Source organism: Pseudarthrobacter sp. SSS035 (genome assembly GCF_023273875.1).
Taxonomy (GTDB): Bacteria; Actinomycetota; Actinomycetes; order Actinomycetales; family Micrococcaceae; genus Arthrobacter.
This window is the reverse complement of sequence record NZ_CP096882.1, coordinates 581,443-599,999: the sequence shown is the minus strand read 5'-3', so window position 1 is coordinate 599,999 and position 18,557 is coordinate 581,443. Positions and strand designations below refer to the sequence as shown.

The 18,557-nt window shown below is 63.9% G+C and carries 18 protein-coding genes and 1 tRNA gene; 10 read left to right on the top strand and 9 right to left on the bottom strand.

Going from position 1 to position 18,557, the window contains the following annotated elements; all coding sequences use genetic code 11:
- Both MUN23_RS02710 and MUN23_RS02705 read left to right on the top strand, forming a co-directional pair.
- Positions 1–74, top strand: a tRNA-Leu gene (locus MUN23_RS02710).
- A gap of 225 nt (positions 75–299) precedes the next feature.
- A complete protein-coding gene (locus tag MUN23_RS02705; protein ID WP_248761981.1) occupies positions 300–1,643 on the top strand; it encodes an ABC transporter substrate-binding protein in 1,344 nt (447 codons plus the stop codon).
- Positions 1,644–1,748: 105 nt separating this feature from the next.
- Here MUN23_RS02705 and MUN23_RS02700 read toward each other — a convergent pair whose 3' ends face one another.
- From MUN23_RS02700 to MUN23_RS02685, 4 genes are read right to left on the bottom strand one after another with little or no spacing between them, the layout of a single operon-like run.
- Positions 1,749–2,522 carry an ABC transporter ATP-binding protein gene (locus tag MUN23_RS02700; RefSeq protein ID WP_248761980.1) on the bottom strand — a complete coding sequence of 258 codons (774 nt, stop codon included), beginning with the start codon at positions 2,520–2,522 and terminating at the stop codon, positions 1,749–1,751.
- Positions 2,519–3,511 (bottom strand): ABC transporter ATP-binding protein, encoded by a 993-nt coding sequence (locus tag MUN23_RS02695; RefSeq protein WP_248761979.1) that lies wholly within the window; start codon positions 3,509–3,511, stop codon positions 2,519–2,521. Before MUN23_RS02695 ends, MUN23_RS02700 begins: the two co-directional genes overlap by 4 nt.
- Positions 3,508–4,479: a branched-chain amino acid ABC transporter permease gene (locus MUN23_RS02690; RefSeq protein ID WP_248761978.1), complete on the bottom strand. Its 972-nt coding sequence runs from the start codon at positions 4,477–4,479 to the stop codon at positions 3,508–3,510. Before MUN23_RS02690 ends, MUN23_RS02695 begins: the two co-directional genes overlap by 4 nt.
- A gap of 12 nt (positions 4,480–4,491) precedes the next feature.
- Complete coding sequence (locus MUN23_RS02685) at positions 4,492–5,745, bottom strand: branched-chain amino acid ABC transporter permease (RefSeq protein ID WP_248761977.1); 1,254 nt, start codon at positions 5,743–5,745, stop codon at positions 4,492–4,494.
- Between the two features lie 526 nt (positions 5,746–6,271).
- Between MUN23_RS02685 and MUN23_RS02680 the strand changes: the two genes are divergently transcribed.
- On the top strand, positions 6,272–7,156 hold the full coding sequence (locus tag MUN23_RS02680) for a Bax inhibitor-1/YccA family protein (protein WP_058929661.1): 885 nt from the start codon (positions 6,272–6,274) through the stop codon (positions 7,154–7,156).
- A 99-nt stretch (positions 7,157–7,255) separates the two neighbouring features.
- Here MUN23_RS02680 and galK read toward each other — a convergent pair whose 3' ends face one another.
- The gene (gene galK / locus MUN23_RS02675; protein WP_371876028.1) at positions 7,256–8,419 is read right to left on the bottom strand and encodes a galactokinase; all 1,164 of its coding nucleotides are present in this window, start codon (positions 8,417–8,419) and stop codon (positions 7,256–7,258) included.
- A 68-nt stretch (positions 8,420–8,487) separates the two neighbouring features.
- Complete coding sequence (gene galT / locus MUN23_RS02670; RefSeq protein WP_248761976.1) at positions 8,488–9,660, bottom strand: galactose-1-phosphate uridylyltransferase; 1,173 nt, start codon at positions 9,658–9,660, stop codon at positions 8,488–8,490.
- A gap of 151 nt (positions 9,661–9,811) precedes the next feature.
- Here galT and MUN23_RS02665 point away from each other — a divergent pair, with 151 nt between their 5' ends.
- From MUN23_RS02665 to MUN23_RS02650, 4 genes are read left to right on the top strand one after another with little or no spacing between them, the layout of a single operon-like run.
- The gene (locus tag MUN23_RS02665) at positions 9,812–10,771 is read left to right on the top strand and encodes an aldose 1-epimerase family protein (RefSeq protein WP_248761975.1); all 960 of its coding nucleotides are present in this window, start codon (positions 9,812–9,814) and stop codon (positions 10,769–10,771) included.
- 40 nt (positions 10,772–10,811) lie between these two features.
- Positions 10,812–12,125, top strand: a complete 1,314-nt coding sequence (locus MUN23_RS02660) for an AI-2E family transporter (protein WP_248761974.1) — start codon at positions 10,812–10,814, stop codon at positions 12,123–12,125.
- 49 nt (positions 12,126–12,174) lie between these two features.
- A complete protein-coding gene (ilvA, locus tag MUN23_RS02655; RefSeq protein ID WP_104060985.1) occupies positions 12,175–13,413 on the top strand; it encodes a threonine ammonia-lyase in 1,239 nt (412 codons plus the stop codon).
- Between the two features lie 8 nt (positions 13,414–13,421).
- A complete protein-coding gene (locus MUN23_RS02650; protein WP_058929658.1) occupies positions 13,422–14,039 on the top strand; it encodes a rhomboid family intramembrane serine protease in 618 nt (205 codons plus the stop codon).
- A 52-nt stretch (positions 14,040–14,091) separates the two neighbouring features.
- On the opposite strand, the gene greA is transcribed toward MUN23_RS02650, so the two are convergent.
- Together greA and MUN23_RS02640 are read right to left on the bottom strand one after the other, a co-directional pair.
- On the bottom strand, positions 14,092–14,586 hold the full coding sequence (gene greA / locus MUN23_RS02645; protein WP_056343498.1) for a transcription elongation factor GreA: 495 nt from the start codon (positions 14,584–14,586) through the stop codon (positions 14,092–14,094).
- Positions 14,587–14,738: 152 nt separating this feature from the next.
- Entirely contained in the window at positions 14,739–15,197 is a 459-nt protein-coding gene (locus tag MUN23_RS02640) for a DUF4307 domain-containing protein (protein WP_248761972.1), read from the bottom strand.
- Positions 15,198–15,341: 144 nt separating this feature from the next.
- On the opposite strand from MUN23_RS02640, the gene mca reads away from it, so the two are divergent.
- On the top strand, positions 15,342–16,247 hold the full coding sequence (gene mca, locus MUN23_RS02635) for a mycothiol conjugate amidase Mca (protein ID WP_248761971.1): 906 nt from the start codon (positions 15,342–15,344) through the stop codon (positions 16,245–16,247).
- 114 nt (positions 16,248–16,361) lie between these two features.
- Positions 16,362–16,721 (top strand): hypothetical protein, encoded by a 360-nt coding sequence (locus MUN23_RS02630; protein ID WP_248761969.1) that lies wholly within the window; start codon positions 16,362–16,364, stop codon positions 16,719–16,721.
- A gap of 39 nt (positions 16,722–16,760) precedes the next feature.
- On the opposite strand, the gene MUN23_RS02625 is transcribed toward MUN23_RS02630, so the two are convergent.
- Positions 16,761–17,483, bottom strand: coding sequence for a hemolysin III family protein (locus MUN23_RS02625; protein WP_371875966.1), 723 nt, complete (start codon positions 17,481–17,483; stop codon positions 16,761–16,763).
- 154 nt (positions 17,484–17,637) lie between these two features.
- Here MUN23_RS02625 and MUN23_RS02620 point away from each other — a divergent pair, with 154 nt between their 5' ends.
- On the top strand, positions 17,638–18,399 hold the full coding sequence (locus tag MUN23_RS02620; RefSeq protein ID WP_248763967.1) for an isoprenyl transferase: 762 nt from the start codon (positions 17,638–17,640) through the stop codon (positions 18,397–18,399).
- The last annotated feature ends 158 nt before the right edge of the window (positions 18,400–18,557 follow it).

Here is an 18,557-nt window from a genome sequence, read left to right as displayed (position 1 = left end):
GCCCCAGTAGCCCAATTGGCAGAGGCAGCGGACTTAAAATCCGCGTGTTGTGGGTTCGAGTCCCACCTGGGGTACAAATTCTCCCTAGGGAGTTCCTCCTGACGCGCCCTTCCGCGCCCCCCGCGTGACCTCAACAGACCAATCCCGTTCATTGATTTCGCATATGCAACGACTGTTATAAGGATGTGACCTCAGTCACTTATATCCGCCGAAGATATGCATTAGCTTGAAGTTAAATCAGGAACACCTGATCATCCGCGTCAAAGGCCGTTCGCACCTTTCGATCCAGGAGATTGTCAATGATTTCACTCCCCCCGGGGGCACCCCGCGTTGCTAAGCTCACAGCGCTTAGCGTAGGCGTCGCCCTGCTGGCCACGGCCTGTGGTGGTACCTCCACCCCGACGGCGACCACAACAACAACAAAGCCGGCAGGCCTTTCCTGCCCGGCTCCTTCGGAAGGACTCAAGGCACCGGTGATTCCCGCGTCAGGGACAGTGCCCCCGTCCTCAACCACCACTGACACGGCCCTGAAGATCGGCACGCTGTTGCCGACCACCGGCGCGTTGTCCTACCTCGGCCCGCCCGAGATTGCCGGCGTTGAGCTCGCGAAGAATGAAATCAATGCCGCGGGCGGCGTCCTTGGCAAACCTATCGAAGTGACGCACCGGGACTCCGGTGACACCACCACCGATGTCGCCACGCAGTCCGTGACCAACCTGCTGGGCCTGGGTGTCAGCGCCATCATTGGTGCCGCCTCCTCCGGCGTTTCCAAGACTGTCATCAACCAGATCACCGGCGCCGGGGTTGTCCAGTTCTCGCCTGCCAACACTTCCGTGGACTTCACCGCGTGGGATGACAAGGGCCTGTACTGGCGGACCGCCCCGTCCGATGTCCTGCAGGGCTCCGTGCTGGGTAACTACGCGGCCTCCTGTGGCGCACAGACACTGGGCATGCTGGTACTCAACGATTCCTACGGTACCGGGCTTGGCAAGAAGCTCAAGGAGACCTTCGAGAAGGCTGGCGGCAAGGTCGTCGCCGAAGAGCTGTTCAACGAAGGCGACTCCCAGTTCAGCACCCAGGTGGACAAGGTTATCGCCGCGAAGCCGGATGCCGTTGCTGTCATATCCTTCGTTCAGGGCAAGAGCATCATCCCGCTCCTGACCGGCAAGGGCATCAAGGCCGAGCAGATCTTCCTGGTCGACGGCAACACCGTTGACTACAGCAAGGATTTCCAGCCCGGCACGCTCACCAAGGCGCATGGCACGATTCCCGGAACTACTGCCGGTGAAGACTTCAGGAAGTCGCTGCTGGCTGTCGATCCTACCCTGAAGGACTTCATCTACGCCGGTGAGAGCTGGGACGCTGCCAACCTGACCGCGCTCGCGGCAGAGGCCGCCAAGAGCACCAAGGGTGTGGACATCGCCAAGCAGCTGCAGGCCGTGTCAAAGGATGGCGAGAAATGCTATAGCTTCGCCAACTGCGTGACTCTGCTGCGCGAAGGCAAGGACATTGACTACGACGGCCAGTCCGGTCCGGTCACTTTCGCCGACAGTGGCGATCCCTCCGAAGCAACCATCGGTGTCTACGAGTACAAGGAAGACAACAAGATCGCCCTCGTCAAGGAAGAGTTCGGCAAGCTCTAGAGCCTGTTCCTCCGCTGACACAGAAGACCCCCGCCCGGGGAACCGGACGGGGGTCTTCTTCGTGGGTACTGCCTTTGGCGGAACGGACTAGTCCTGGCCGGCCGATCAGTTCTGGTCGGCCAGCGTACCCAGATAGAGCTGGATGACCTTCGGATCCTTCATCAGGTCGCGTCCCGTGCCCGTGTACGCGTCCTTGCCCTGGTCCAGGACATAGCCGCGATCACAGATCTGCAGGCAGCGCCGGGCGTTCTGCTCCACCATGATGACCGAGACGCCGGCCCTGTTGATCTCGTGCACGCGGAGGAACGTCTCGTCCTGCCTGACGGGGGAGAGGCCTGCCGAGGGCTCATCAAGCAGCAGCACGGCGGGATCCATCATCAGGGCCCGGCCCATCGCCACCATCTGGCGCTCACCGCCGGACAACGAACCCGCACGCTGCGCGCGCCGTTTGCCAAGTTCGGGGAACAGGCCGGTCACGAAATCAAACCGCTCGGCAAAAGCCTTCGGCCTCTGGAACATCCCCATCTGCAGGTTCTCTTCGATGGTCAGCGCCGCGAACACGTTGTTTGTCTGCGGCACGAATCCCACGCCCTGGCTAACCAGCTTGTTCGCCTTGAGGCCGGTGATGTCCTTGCCGCGGACCACCACGGTCCCCGAGTGGACTTTGACCAATCCGAACATTGCCTTCAGCAGAGTGGACTTTCCGGCACCATTGGGGCCGATTATTCCGATCAGTTCTCCTTTGCGGGCCTCAATGCTGCAGCCGTTGAGGATGTTCACGCCCGGGAGATAGCCGGCCACAAGGTTCTTTACCGAAACGACTGCGTCGTTGGCATGTGCCGGACTTTCTGCCGGGGCCGCTGCGCTGGCTGCGCTCATTTTCCGTCCTTCTTGTCGAGTCCCGAGACCACTATTTCCGGGGCAATAATGCCGGCGTCTTCGGTGCCGACCACCGATTCCTCGTCTGCCTCAAGTTCGGCTTCGAGTTCCCTGATGCCTTCGGCGTCGCCGAGATCCACATCGTGATGGGCGCCCAGGTAGGCGTCAATCACGGCAGGGTTCTTCATGACTTCGCCAGGAGGCCCTTCGGCCACGATCTTGCCTTCGGCCATCACCACCACCCAGTCGGCGATGTGCCGCACCATGTTCATGTCGTGTTCGACGAACAATACGGTCATGCCCTCGGACTTGAGGTTCTTGATGTGGTCCAGCAGGGACTGCGTGAGCGCGGGATTCACGCCGGCCATGGGCTCATCCAGCATGACCAGCTTGGGTCGGACCATAAGCGAGCGTGCCATCTCGAGGAGCTTGCGCTGGCCGCCGGACAAGGACGCCGCGTAGTCGGCTTTTTTTGCGTCCAGCTTGAATTTCTCCAGCAGGACATCGGCTTGCGCGGTGATTTCCTTCTCCCGGCTTCCCCAGAGCCTCTTGAAGAGAGCCTTTGAGAGGCGTTCGCCGGGCTGGTCGGAGGCACCGAGTCGCATGTTTTCCATAACGGTGAGCTTGCCCATGACCTTGGTCAGCTGGAATGTCCTCACCATGCCCATGCGGGCAACCTTGTAGGGGGAAACGCCCGCTATGCTTTGGCCTTCAAACTGCCACTTGCCGGAGTTGGGATGGTCGAATCCGGTCAGGAGGTTGAACAACGTGGTTTTGCCGGCCCCGTTCGGTCCGATCAGGGCCGTGATCTTATGCCGCGGAATTTCGAGGTACTCGACATCCACAGCATTGATGCCACCGAAGCTCCGTGTGACGTTTTCCGCCACAACGATGGGATCGCGCTTCTTGCAACCTGGTTCATTGCCGCCCACCGCGATGGGGCGGGCGTCGGTCATGTAGTCGATGTTCTCTTCACGCCGTTCACTCATGCGAATGCCAGCTCCTTCTTATTGCCAAAGACACCTTGGGGCCGGAAGATCATCAGGAGCATCAGGGCAACACCGACAAGGATGAATCGGAGCTGGCCCGCCTGGATGGTGGTCAGCCAGGTGATGATCCCGGACTCGATCAGCCCGCTCAGGATGCCCTGAGTAAGCGAGAGCACAACCCAGAACATCATTGCCCCGATGACCGGCCCGAGGACGGTGGCCATTCCGCCCAGCAGGAGACACGTCCAGAGGAAGAACGTCAGCTCCGTGCCGTAGTTGGCTGGTTGGATTGCGCCGCGGGGGAGCGTAAAGATCATCCCGGCCAGGGCGCCCAGCACACCGCCGATGATCAGGGCCTGCATCTTGTAGGCGTAGACGTTCTTGCCGAGCGACCGCACGGCGTTTTCATCTTCACGGATGCCCTTGAGGACCCTGCCCCACGGGCTGCGCATCAGCAGCCACACGAGGATGCCAGCCACGATGACCAGCGTCCATCCCACGATCCGGATGAAGAAGTCCCGGTTGTTCATGCCCAGTGGGTACGAGCCAGGCGGGAACGGGTTCATCTCGTAGAACCCGCCCTCGAAGGCTGCCAGGCCGTTGGCTGAGCCCGTGACCGCCGTCCAGCCGTTGGTGGTGACGAGGTACCGGACAATTTCGGCCGCCGCAATGGTGACGATCGCCAGGTAGTCGGCCCTGAGGCGCAGCGTCGGAATGCCCAGAATCATCGCAAAAATCGCTGCTGCGACGACGGCGATGAGCAGAGCCACGAAGAACGGCGCCTTGAAGGTCAGTGTGGAGATGGCGAAGCCGTAGGCGCCCACTGCCATGAAGCCTGCCTGGCCGAAGTTCAGCAGGCCGGAGTAGCCGAAGTGGACCGCGAGGCCCAGCGCCGCCAAGGCGTAGGCGGCGGTGGTGGGGCTGATGAGTTCGCCGAAGGCGTTGGAAAGAATTGCTGCAAAATCCATGATTGGTCCTTCCTATCCCACGCGCTCGCGGCGGCCCAGAATGCCTTGCGGCCGGATGAGCAGGACGATGATCATGACGCCCAGGGGTATGACGTATTTGAGGTCTGCGGGGGCCCCGAAGACAGTGGTCAGTTCAGTGAAGATACCAACGACCACGGAGCCAACGAGGGCTCCGAAAACGGTCCCGAGACCGCCCAGGGTGACTCCGGCGAAGATCAGGAGCAAGATCTGCGAACCCATGTTGAACGAGACGCCGGGGCGGTAGTAAGCCCACAGAATGCCGCCGAGGGAGGCGAGCACGCCGCCGACAATCCACACGATGCGGATGACGCCGTCAACGTCGATGCCGGAGGCTGCGGCCAGTGCGGGGTTGTCAGCGACGGCCCGGGTGGCCTTGCCGAGCCTGGTCTTCATCAGCACGAGGCCCACGATCAGGATGACAATGGCGCTGATGATGAGGGACCACAGATTATTCGGGGAGATGGAAATCGGCCCGAGCTGGATCTCGGCACTTTGAGCTCCGGGAAGCTGCTCGGTACCCCCGCCGAAGTAAAACTGGATCACATAGCGGGCGGCGAGGGCCAGTCCGATGCTGACGATCATCATGGGAACGAGTCCGGTGCCGCGGCCTCGCAGGGGCTTCCATAGCCAGGTGTCCTGCGCATAGCCCACTAAGCCTCCGCCCAGCAGTGCGACGACGATGGCCAGCCAGAACGGCGCTCCCACGGCATTGAGAACAAAAACCAGGACGGCACCCAGCGTGACCATCTCGCCATGGGCAAAGTTGGTGAGGCCTGTGGTGCCGAAAATGAGTGAGAGGCCAACGGCAGCCAGTGCCAGCAGGAGGCCGAAGCTGAGCCCAGCGACGAGCCTGTTCGTCAGGTCCTGCGCGAAATTGCCCTGCTGGACGACGATCCCTTCGCCGAAAGCGAAGATGGTGGTCTGGTTGGAGGTCTGGCCGAATGTCAGCTGGCGGGGGTTCTCCTGGCCATCTGCCAGTTTGATTCCCTCGGGAAGAGTTCCTTCATCCAGTTCGATTTCGTACGTACCCGATTGCGGGACGCTGATCGACCAAGATCCGTTGGCCGCCGACGTGGCGGAACCTTCGAACCCTTGGCCAGTGACACTGATTTTGACATCGGCCAGTGGGGCCCCTGCGTTGCGGAGGAATCCGCTGATGCTGAACGGCGAACTGGTAGCCGACGGGGATGGTGTCGGAGACGGCGAAGTGGCCTGTGATGCCGGGGCGACGACGAGCAAGATCATCAGGACAGAGGCAAAGACGGCCCCTATCACTTTCAGCAATCCGCCCGGCCGTCTGTGCGGCGAGCCTTTGGGTGTACTTCTCAAAATGAAAATCCTCCACTTGGGTGGGGTGGCCAGGGATGCGCCATTGCAACCGCTGCAAACGTCACGGGACGGATGGTGATGCTGTCGTGCAGGTTGGGGGCCTGGTTGTGATATCCGTCACCGCGTGTGGCCTATGTTACAGCTCGTCAGGGCCAAATTTTAGGCCGCGGGCAGGCGCTCTGGTAGCGATCGCATAACAACTGCGTTACAGCCATGGCGCATTGGCAAAGTGTTCGCAAAGAAACTTCTGTTGATCAGCAGTATTCCCCAGGGGGCGGCCGGGCCTACGCGCGGCCCCGCGGCGCGTGCGACCGTCCTATCGGATGCATCACGGTTGCGTTTCGGCGCCATGGACGGGGAACTTATTGGGGCGTGAGCACGTAGATATTGGTAGCGTGGGTCGTAAGTCACGACTCAACTCTTTACTTGGAGGACACCAGCAATGGCACTTGGCGGAAACCCGATCTTCAACGGAAAGAATTTCCGTGGAGCAACGCAGGCACCGCGTGTCCCGCAGGCACCCTACGGACAGGCGCAGTATGGCCAGCGGGCTCCCGGCCAGGTCATGGATCCCCAGAACGGTTGGGGCCAGCAGCAGAACATGACCGATGAGCAGCTGCGCCAGATGTACAACCAGCCGGCCGCAGGTCCCGCGGACACCGGCCGGATGACCTACGACGACGTCATCGTTAAGACAGCGGCGTGCCTCGGAGTCCTGCTGGCCGGGGCCGCGGTGACGCTGTTCGTCAGCATGGGGCTGGCCAGCATCCTGATGATCGTCGGTGCGCTGGGCGGCTTCGTCCTGGCACTGGTCAACACGTTCAAGAAGCAGCCTTCACCGGCCCTGATCCTGGCCTATGCCGGGCTCGAAGGCCTGTTCCTCGGCGGCCTCACCCGCGTGCTCGATCTGATGTACCCGGGAGTCGGCCTGCAGGCCGTCATCGGCACGCTGTCCGTGTTCACCGTGACGCTGCTCCTGTTCAAGAGCGGCAAGGTGCGCGCCTCTCCCAAGGCAATGAAGTTCTTTATGATCGCCCTGGTGGGTTACGGCCTGTTCTCCGTGGTCAACCTGGTCATGATGATGACGGGTATGACGACGGAACCCTTCGGCCTGCGCAGCGGCATCATTGGTGTTGTCATCGGCATCCTCGCCATTGGCCTGGCCGCGTTCTCCCTGGTCATGGACTTCACCAGCATCGAAGCCGGCGTGCAGAGCGGCGCACCGCAGCGCTTCTCCTGGACCGCGGCCTTCGGCCTGACGGTCACCCTGGTCTGGCTCTACGTGGAGATCATCCGCGTCCTGGCCATCCTCCGCGGCGAGGACTGACAAAAAACCCGGCATCCGCCGTCGTAATCCCACTCACAAGAAGAGGGCCCCACCGATGCATTTCGCATCAGGCGGGGCCCTCTTTTTCCGGTATCCGCGCTACGAAATGCGCATGGCTCCCGCTGCCGGGGTCACCGTGAAGATGTCAGGGGCCGTATAGCCGGCTTCTTCGAAGGCACGCACGACGGCGGCGCGCACCTGCTGCTCCGACGTCACAGGGGTGAGCGCGATGGCGGCCCCGCCGAAGCCACCGCCGGTCATCCGGGCGCCGATTGCGCCGTTGGCGCGGGAGATGGCCACCGCCAGATCCAGCTCCGGGCAGGAGATCTCGAAATCGTCCCGCATGGAAACGTGGCTGGCGTCCAGCAGTTTGCCGATGGAACCGGGGCCCGCACTGGCCAGCAGCTCCACGGTCTGCAGCACGCGGTCGTTTTCGGTCACGATATGGCGCACGCGCCGGTAGGTGACCTCGTCCAGGAGGCCGGCGGCTTCTTCCAGGTCCTCCATCCGGACGTCACGCAGTGCCTTGACGCCCAGGACCTCGGCGCCCAGTTCGCAGGACGCGCGGCGGGAGGCATACCCGCCGTCGGCATGGGAGTGGGAGACGTTGGTATCGATCACCAGCATCACCAGCCCTGCAGGTTCTGTTTCGAAGGGAACCAGCTGAGCGCTCTGGTCGCGGCAGTCCAGGAAGACCGCGTGCCCCTTGGATCCGCGCAGCGACGCTGACTGGTCCATGATGCCCGTGGGGGCGCCGACAAAGTCGTTCTCGGCGCGCTGGGTGGCGAGGACCATCTCCTCGGGTTCAAGCCCCGCTCCCGTCAAATCGTTCAGGGCTGAGATGACCGCGCATTCGATGGCGTGCGATGAGGACAGGCCGGCGCCCAGGGGGACGTTGGAATCGAGCAGCAGGTCCACCCCCGGAACGGTGATGCCCTGCTGCTGCAACGCCCACATCACACCGAGCGGATACTTCGTCCAGCCCTTGGCGGAAGCCGCGTCCAAGGAGCCGAGGTCGGCGGTGACCATGCCGTGGTCACCATACGTGGACAGGAGCCTGACCATGGAGTCCGGACGGACTGCGACAGCCACCCGGGCGGTCTTGTCGATCGCGAACGGGAGCACATAACCCTCGTTGTAGTCGGTGTGCTCGCCGATAAGGTTAACGCGTCCCGGTGCCTGCCAGACGCCGTCGGGAAGCCTGCCGAACTCCCGCCCAAAGCGGGCGGCCAGGTCCGCGGTGCCGGGCTGCGCTGTGTCCAGGTCCTCAGTGCCCGGTTCCGCCGGGTTGGTCAGAGGGGTCCGGGTAGTCAACGGGTCAGGGGAGGCGCTCACGCGTGTACTCCTTCAGGCAGGGCCCCCAGCGCAGCAGGGGCGGTTGCTGCACGGACGGGGCTGGACTCCGGAACCACACCGGCACGGAGCCGTTCCGCCACGCTTTCCGGGGTGGTGTCATTGATAAAGGCGCCCATGGCGGCTTCGGAGCCGGCCAGGAACTTGAGCTTGTCCGCTGCCCGGCGGGGCGACGTCAGCTGGAGGTGCAGGTAGCTGGCGGGGCGCAGGAGGTCGTCAAGAGGGGCCTGGTGCCAGGCGGAGATGTAGGGCGTCGGCGTCGGATACAGGGCATCGAGCCGTTGGAGCAGGTCAAGGTAGACATGGGCCAGTTCATCCTTTTCCTCACCGCTCAAGGCGGCCAGGTCGGGTACCTGCCGGTGCGGCACCAGGTGGATTTCCAGCGGCCAGCGGGCAGCGAACGGCACGTAGGCGCTGAAATTCTCACCCTCCATCACCATTCGGCTCCCGTCCTCGCGTTCCGCCCGCAGCAGCGAGCCCGTGAGCGTCTGCCGCCCATCGGACCCATCATAGAACTTGCGTGCGGCCGCTCCGATGACCCCCGCCCGGGGCGTGACGTAGGGGTACGCATAGATCTGGCCGTGCGGGTGGTGGAGGGTGACGCCGATGTCGGCCCCGCGGTTTTCGAACGGGAACACCTGCCTGATCCCCGGCAGTTTGCTGAGGACTTCGGTGCGGTGCGCCCACGCCTCAACCACAGTCCGGGCGCGGGCCTCACCCAGGCCACTGAACGATCCCGTGTGCTCGGGAGTGAACGCCACTACTTCGCAGCGTCCGTACGCGGGTCCGGTAGTGCCCCAGGCCGGAGTGGACGGCACTGGCCCCACAGCCGGGCCCAGCGACGGGAAGCGGTTTTCAAACACCACAACGTCGTAGTCGAGTGCGGGGATCTCGGAGGGGTTGTTCGCTGTGGTGGGGCAGATGGGGCACTGGTCGGCAGGCGGGAGGTGGGTGCGGGCCTGCCGATGCGCCGCGACGGCCACCCACTCGTCAGTGAGGGCATCGAAGCGTACTTCGCCAGGCTCGCCGCGTTCGGGCAAGGGCCGGTGATCGGTGGTGGTGGCCGCCGTGCGGGGCTTGGCAGCGGCGCCGTCGTCGAAATAAATCAGCTCCCGGCCATCGGCGAGCGTGGTGGTAGTGATACCTGTCATGGCGGGGGTCCTTTGCGTGCTGGTGCCGGAGGTGCCGGGCATCCGTTGTCTCGATCATCCCATATTTCGCTCAAAAAAGAAGAGTTTCACACAAAAGATAACATTTTGCGGTGATGGCAGGCAGTCCCTGCCCCCTGTTACGGTGGTGCTCATGACTTCGAGCGCAACCCCGGACGCGAGCATTCCCGCCGGATTCCAGACCTACGCCACCGGCCGGCAGTACGAACTCCGCAGGGGTGACGCGTTCGCAGTTGTGACTGAGTTGGCGGCCGGCCTGCGGCTTTACAGTCGCGCCGGTGTCCAGCTCACCGAGACCTATGGCGACGCCGAGATTTCCCCCGGCGCCGCCGGGATCACCCTCGCCCCCTGGGCAAACAGGGTGGAGGACGGGGTCTGGTACCTGGACGGTAAGAAGCAGCAACTGGACATCACGGAGGTTTCCCGGAACAACGCCAGTCATGGACTGCTCCGCAACTCCGCCTACAGCCTGGTTGATGAATCGCAATATTCCGTGACCCTCGAGGCGACGGTCTTCCCGCAGCATGGCTACCCCTTCCTGGTGCGCCACCGGGTCCAGTATCTTCTCGCTGAGGACCTTGGCCTGGAAGTCCGCCAGACGCTGATCAACGATTCCAACGCGCCAGCGCCGTTCGTCCTGGGCGCCCACCCATACCTGCGGCTGGGCGACGCGGAGGTGGACCAGCTCACCCTGACCGTCGCCGCCGGCACCCGCCTGGTGGCGGACCAGCGCCTGATCCCGCGGAGCTCGGAGCCCGTCAGCGGGGACAGTGACTTCCGCAGCGGCCAAAGAGTTGGGGACCTTGAGATCGATGTAGCCCTCACTGACCTGACGTTCGACGGCGGTGCGGCCCGCCATGTGCTCAGCGCACCTGACGGCCGCAGTGTCACGTTGTGGCAGGACGAATCCTGCGGCTACGTCCACATCTTTGTGACAACTGAGCTGCCCGGCAGGCCCAGGGCGGTGGCCATCGAACCCATGACCGGTCCGGCCAACGCCTTCAACTCGGGTGACGGGCTGCGGTGGCTTTCGGCCGGGGAAGCGTTCACGATGGCCTGGGGGATCGATGCTGTCCTGGTCGGGGCCGGGTAGCCGTTTCGCATAAGGGGCGATGCTGAGGAAGTATTAGGCTATGACGCCAGCCGAGGACGCCACCCCATCCGATTCAAAGCCCACAGGCACGGCGCCGGATACCGTCCGGCCGGTGGAAACTGTCCGCCCGGCCCGGGTGCGCGCGGACCGGGAGCTTGAGCAGGACATTCCCTACGGTATCCGGATCGCTGCGTCGTGGGCCTGGCGGCTCGGTCTCATCCTTCTTGTGGCCAGCGCCCTGATTTGGCTGCTCAGCCGGATCAGCTTCCTGATTATCCCCGTGATGGTGGCCGCACTGCTGGCCGGGCTGCTGAGCCCGGTAGTGCGCTGGCTGCGGAGCAGGCGCCTGCCAAACGGAGCCGCGGTGGCCATCACGGTGCTGGGGTTCATCGGTGTTATTGCCGGCGCCCTTGCCCTGGTGGGACGCCAGCTGGCTTCAGGTTTCGGCGAATTGTGGTCCCAGGCGCTGACCGGCGTGAAGCAGATCCAGGACTGGCTGGCCGAAGGACCCCTGCACCTCACCGCCGACCAGATCGACCAGTACCTCAAGGAAGCATCCGCCGCACTCCAGAACAACAGCAGCAGCATCCTCAGCGGTGCGTTGTCCTTCGGCAGCACCGCGGGCCACTTCGCCGCGGGAATGGTGCTGGCCCTGTTCATCCTGATCTTCTTCCTGCTCGAAGGCGACAGGATCTGGGCCTTCCTGGTCCGCCTCCTCCCGAAGAAAGCGCGTGCGGCAACGTTCGGTGCCGGACGCAAGGGCTGGGCTTCCATGGTCAGCTACGCACGGATCCAGATGTTTGTTGCGTTTGTTGACGCGGTAGGCATCGGCGCCGGCGCGGCCATCATCGGGGTGCCGCTGGCCCTGCCCCTGAGCGTGCTTGTGTTCATCGGTTCCTTTATCCCGGTAGTCGGTGCCCTGGTGACCGGGGCCATCGCCGTACTCCTGGCCCTGGTGGCCAACGGGCCGGTCAACGCCCTGATCATGCTGGCTATCGTCCTGCTGGTCCAGCAGCTGGAGAGCCACATCCTGCAACCTCTCGTGATGGGCAAGGCCGTGGCCCTGCACCCGGTGGCGGTCATCCTCTCTGTGGCGGCGGGTTCGTACCTTGCGGGCATCCCCGGCGCGCTGTTCTCAGTCCCCATCCTCGCCGTAGCAAACTCCGCAATTCGCTACATCGCGGCCAGAACGTGGGAACATGAACAGGTGCTGGCAACCCCCGGAGGGCCGGTGACGCCAGGCCCGGACCATGATGACTCCATCAGGGACGTCCGGTTGCCGGGCTTCAAGCCCAAGCGCGGCAAGGACGCCGCAGCCAGCACAGAAGCAGCCAATCCGGACGCCCAGGCCTGAAACATGAGCCAAGGCGCCGGAGCCGTATCCACCCGAGGAGAATAAGTCCGTGAACACCCTTGAAACCCTTCCCGTCACGCTGGACGATGTCCTGGAGGCGCAGAAGCTGCTCGAGGGGATTATTATGCGGACCCCGGTGGAATCGTCACGGGCCCTGGGCGGGATGGTTGGCGGTGACGTCTTCTTCAAGTGCGAAAACCTGCAGCGGGCCGGGTCGTTCAAGGTCCGCGGTGCCTATGTGCGCATGGCCAAGCTCTCGGCCGAGGATAAAAAACGCGGTGTTGTGGCCGCATCAGCCGGAAACCACGCCCAGGGCGTGGCCGTAGCCGCCAAAAGCCTGGGCATCAAAGCCCGCATCTACATGCCGCTGGGCGTAGCCCTTCCGAAGCTGGCGGCCACCCGCAGCCACGGTGCGGAAGTCATCCTCCACGGCCACAACGTGGATGAGGCTCTCGCCGAGGCGCAGCGCTACGCCGACGAATCCGGTATGGTCTTTGTGCACCCCTTCGACAACGTGGATGTGGTGTCCGGCCAGGGAACCATCGGCCTGGAGATTCTCGAGCAGATCCCCAATGTGGACACCATCCTGATGGGTGTGGGCGGCGGCGGGCTGCTGGCCGGCGTCGCTGTAGCCGTCAAGGCCCGGGCCAGGGAACTTGGCCGGGAAATCCGCATCATCGGTGTCCAGGCCGAAAATGCTGCGGCTTATCCGCCGTCACTCGCCGCCGACGCCCTGGTTCCGCTGAAGAAAGTGTCCACGATGGCTGACGGCATCGCCGTGGGCCGGCCCGGACAGCTGCCCTTCAGCATCATCCGTGAGCTCGTGGACGATGTTGTCACCGTCAGCGAGGATTCCCTGGCGCGGGCCCTGATCTTCCTGCTGGAACGGGCCAAGATGGTGGTGGAACCCGCCGGAGCGGTGGGGGTTGCCGCCTTGATGGACGGCAAGATCGAAAACCCCGGCACCACGGCCGTGATCCTGTCCGGCGGCAACATCGATCCGATGCTGATGCTCAAAGTCATCCAGCGGGGCCTGTCCGCCGCGGGGCGCTACATGACCGTCCGGATGATGCTGGATGACCGGCCCGGTTCGCTGGCCACCATCGCCCGCATCATCGCCGAAAACGATGCGAACGTCACGGGCCTGGACCACACCCGTGTTGGCGGCTCCATCAGCATGGGCGACGTTTCCATCACCGTAAACCTCGAAACCAAGGGCCACGAACATTGCGAGCAGGTCCTCGGCGCCCTTCGTGCCGAGGGTTTCCAGCCCATTGTGGTGCATTAGGAGCAGCCATGCTTGACGCGACGGGGGACGGAAAGCCGCGGAACCGGGAAACCACAGCCTCGCGGGCGAAAGGCGGATTGTTGGTGGCCGGCGGCTTTGTGGCCGTGCTCTTTGTGATCGAACTGATCAACATGCTGACCCTGCATGCCCTGAACCGGACTTTCGGGCTCCGGCCCCGGTCCGCGGACGGGCTTCTGGACATCCTGACGTTCCCGCTGCTGCACGCCAATCTGAACCACCTGCTGTCCAATGCCCTGCCTCTGATCGTCTTCGGCTTCCTGGTGTTCCTCTCCGGCGTGAGGGTGTTCCTGACGGCCCTCGGGTTCAGCTGGCTGGGCTCCGGACTGACAGTGTGGCTGATTGGCGACGGCGGCATCACCATTGGCGCCTCCGGCCTGGTTTTCGGATTGTTCGCCTTCCTCCTGGTGCGGGGTTTCTTCAACCACAGCTGGCGCCAGATTCTGCTCGCCGTGGTGCTGTTTATGGTCTATGGCGGCATCCTGCTGGGGGTGCTGCCCATCATGGGCAGCTACATCTCCTGGCAGGCGCACCTCGGCGGAGCGGCAGGCGGAGTTGTCGCTGCCCTGTTGCTGCGCCCCAAGCACGCAAGAACGCCGGCCCCCTGACGGGGACCGGCGTTGGCCAGGCTTGGTTGGCCTGAACGATCAGTGTGAAGCGTCAGCCTGCGTAAGGCTTGGCGGAGAGGATCTCCACCGTGATGTCCTTGCCGTTCGGAGCCGTGTAGCTGAGCTTCGCGCCCTCTTTGTGGCCGACGATTGCGGCGCCGAGGGGTGACTTCTCACTGAACACGTCCAGGTCTGAATCGCCGGCGATTTCGCGGGACCCCAGCAGGAATGTCTCTTCGTCGCCTGCGATCCGGGCAACAACGAGCATGCCGGGTTCCACAATGCCGTCGTCAGCGGGGGACTCGCCCACGTGGGCATCGCGCAGAAGGGCCGTCAGCTGGCGGATCCGGGCTTCGATCTTGCCCTGCTCTTCTTTGGCCGCATGGTAGCCGCCATTTTCCTTCAGGTCGCCCTCCTGCCGGGCAGCTTCAATCTTCTGGACAATCTCCGCACGGCCAGGGCCGGAAAGGTGGTCCAGCTCTGCCTTCAGGCGGTCAAAAGCTTCCTGGGTGAGCCAGGCTGCAGGCGCGCTGTTGGTGGTAGACACGGACTTCTCCTAATGGTCGTACATGCAAAAGACCCCGCAACGGTGGCCACTTATGGAACTCAGCAACCAGCTCAGCGGGGTAAAGGTATTGACCCATTGTAGTCAAAACTCTGGACATACCCAACCCGGGATGGGGCATAGATCACACGGCGCTACGTCCCGGCACCCGGAATCCAGCAGTCGTCCACCACGCCGGAAACGGACAGGGACTCCGTGCGGAGTGTCACGCGCTGCGAAACTGTCCTGCCGCCGTCGGCCGTTCCGTCAGCTTCCCCGGGCGGGATGTCCACTACTTTCCAGCCCACCACGGCGAACTTGGAGTCGAGGGCCTTGACGGCGCACTTGACGGCCGTCCCCGGTTCCCTGGTGACCTGAAAATCAACCTCGGCCGCCGTGGCATCGATGGTGCTGAAACCGATGTCCTTGAACGTTACGTCAGAGCCGGCTGAGGACGTGGAGACCCAGGCCATAAACCCCACTCCGGCCGCCAGCGCCGCTACGGCAATGCCACGTTTGACCGCACGCGGGAGGGGCTGCTTTTTACTGCCATAACGATTGGCTAGGCTAGTGTCTGCAGGCGGGGACACGGCGGGCTGATCCTGGGTAGTCACCAGTCCAGTTTAGTTCGATTCCAGGCCGTGGCCGTCCGGGCCGGATCAGCCCCTCCCCGGCACAGCTGTCCCGTCCGTCCAGTCATGCAGTCCTCAGTCCAGTGGCCGCCACAGCAGCCGCAGAAGAATAAGGAGCCGTCCTCGATGACAGCGTCCACCAATACCCCGGCAACGCTGAGGCTGCTAGCCGTGCACGCGCACCCGGACGACGAGTCCAGCAAGGGTGCCGCGACCATGGCCATGTACGCTGCCGCCGGAGTGGAAGTCATGGTTGCCACCTGCACCGACGGATCCCGCGGAGACATCCAGAACCCTGCCGTGGAAGGCGAACCGCATCCCAAACGGGATATGGCCGGGGCGCGCCGGCTGGAAATGGACCAGGCGGCCAAGGTACTGGGCATCAAGCAGCGCTGGTTGGGATTCACGGACTCCGGGCTGCCCGAGGGCGATCCGCTGCCGCCGCTGCCGGCCGGATCCTTCGCCGTCCAGCCGCTGGAGCGCGCCGCGGCGCCGCTGGTGCGGCTGGTCCGGGACTTCAAACCGCAGGTGATCGTCAGCTACGACGAAAACGGCGGATACCCGCACCCGGACCACATCATGGCGCACCGCGTGGCAGTGGAGGCATTTGCGGCCGCTGGTGACCCCAGCAGGTATCCCGACGCCGGAGCGGCCTGGGAACCCAGCAAGCTCTATTACGACAGGGCCTTCAGCCCGGACCGGTTCCGCGCACTGCATTTTGCCCTGGAAGAAGCAGGCCTGCAGTCCCCGTACGCCCAGCGCCTGGCAGCGTGGCTGGAAACGGACGCGGAAGGCCACACCCCGCCGCAGGGTGCCCATGCCACCACCACGCAGATCGACTGCGGGGACTTTTTTGAGGCCCGCGACGACGCACTCCGCGCGCACCGGACGCAGGTTGATCCGTTGGGGTTCTTCTTTGCCGTGTCGGCCGAGATGCAGCGCCGCGTGTGGCCGTGGGAAGACTACTCCCTGATCGAGTCCAGGGTCCCCGCGGCATTGCCCGAAAAGGACCTTTTCGCCGGGCTAAGATAGAGCGGCAGAATATTCTATGCCGTGTAGAAAAGCTGTGGGCTGGTCCGGGTCCCGCGGACCCGCGTCCGGAATCCCCGGCCGGCTGCCCATCAGTTTCCACAGAAGGTATGAACCGTGCACCACTTGCTCCTCGCCCTGACAACCACCCCCTCGCCGCTGCCGACGCCCGGCCTGCGTGAGGGCATCTCCGAGGACCAGATCACCCCGGGCCTGTGGGGCTTCATCATGACCGCTTTCTTTGTGCTGGCCACCACGCTGCTGATTGTGGACATGGTCCGCCGCATCCGCCGCGTCCGCTACCGGGCGCAGGTGGAAGAGGAACGCCAGGCAGCGGCCGAGGCCGCGGACATTGAAGCTGCGGACGGCCACGACGGCCTCGGTGTTGCCGGCGACACGGATGCGTCCGGCGACAAGGAAGGCCTCGAAGACAACGGCCACGGCCAGGCCGCCGACCGGCCCCAGCCCCGCGACTGAAGCGGGCCGGACCCCCGCGTTCCTACCGGCCTCAACAGTTCAGCTGAGGACTGCGATGGCGATCGCCGTGAAATGTGCTGCGAAGGCCAGGACCGTCAGGGCATGGAAGAGTTCGTGGAAGCCAAAGTGTTCGTAGCTGAAGTTGGGTTTCTTCAGCGCGTAGAACACGGCGCCGGTGATGTACAGGACGCCGCCCACGCAGATGAGGACGGCGGCGGGGACGCTGGCCGCGAAGAACTCAGGCAGGTAGAACAGCGACCCGCAGCCCAGTGCGATGTAGATGGGCACGTATAGCCAGCGCGGCGCGTCCGTCCACAGCAGCCGGAACAGGACGCCGAGAATGGCCCCGGACCAGATGACCCAGAGCAGCAGGACCGCCTTGGGCTGTTCCAGCAGCGACCAGGCCAGGGGCGTATAGCTGCCGGCGATGACCAGCATGATGTTGGTGTGGTCCAGGCGTTTGAGGACAATCTTCACGCCCGGCGACCAGTTGCCGCGGTGGTAGATGGCACTGATGCCAAAAAGCAGGACGCCGGTGGCGGCGTAGATGGCCGAGGTGATCTTGCGGTCCGTAGTGGGGGCGAGGACCACGAGGACGAGGCCCGCTACCAGGGCCAACGGAGCCGTGACGGTGTGGATCCAGCCGCGCCACTTGGGCTTGATCATCAGGAGCTCGGCCAGCCGGACGGCGGCGTCGTTCATGGGACTGTGGCCGTGGTCCGCCGAGGGCGCGTGCGGGCCGTCAGGAGTCTGGCTGTTCATGGCTTCAGAATATCCTCTCTTTGGATAAGTTACTCATGGGTAACAATCATGGCAGGTCATCCGGGAACGTCCCGTCACGCCGGTCCCGGTCCCGGGCGGTAGCCTAGGATGTGCAATGCCGTCGAACAGCAACGGAAGTCAGGTGAGTCTCCTCGTGGAATTGCGCGGGTTCCTTTATGGCTTCTACGAGAGGCGGCTGCTCAGCGAGCTGGCCGGCGGCCGCATTCCCAATCACATCGGCGTGATGGTGGATGGCAACCGCCGCTGGGCCAAACAGTTCAACGCACCCACCAGCCAGGGCCACCAGGCCGGCGCGGACAAGATCCATGAATTCCTCGGATGGTGCCAGGAGCTTGGGGTCAAGGTGGTCACGCTCTACATGCTGTCCACGGACAACATGAGCCGGTCCAGCGAGGAGCTGGACCTTCTGATGGGGATCATTGCCAACACCCTGGACCGCCTGGACGATGACGCCAACATCTCGGTCAACGCCATGGGCGCCCCCGAGCTCTTGCCCGACTACCTGGCGGAACGGCTCAACAAGCTCACTGCCCGCACTCCGGTACGCGAAAAGATCCATGTCAACGTTGCGGTGGGCTACGGCGGACGCCGCGAAATCGTTGACGCCGTGCGGGAGTTGCTTCACGACGCCGTCGCCAAGGGCTCTGACATGTCGGCGCTCGCTGACACCCTGTCCGTTGACGATATTTCCCGTTTCCTCTACACGCGCGGCCAGCCGGATCCGGACCTGGTGATCAGGACCTCCGGGGAGCAGCGGCTGTCCGGGTTCCTGATGTGGCAGAGCGCGTACAGCGAGTTCTACTTCTGCGAGGCCTTGTGGCCCGCCTTCCGAAAAGTGGACTTCCTCCGCGCCCTTCGGGACTACGCCGGCAGGCAGCGGCGCTTCGGGACCTGAGCCTCATCACGGGTCCGCCCCCGTTCATCCGGAATTCACAAGCCGGCAACAGGAATCGCCGACGGATGGCACCGGAAATTACTGGGCAGGGAATTACGTTGTATCCATCAGCAGGCAAAAACGCCGGCTGATCGGGGAGGCCAGTACATGGAGCGAAT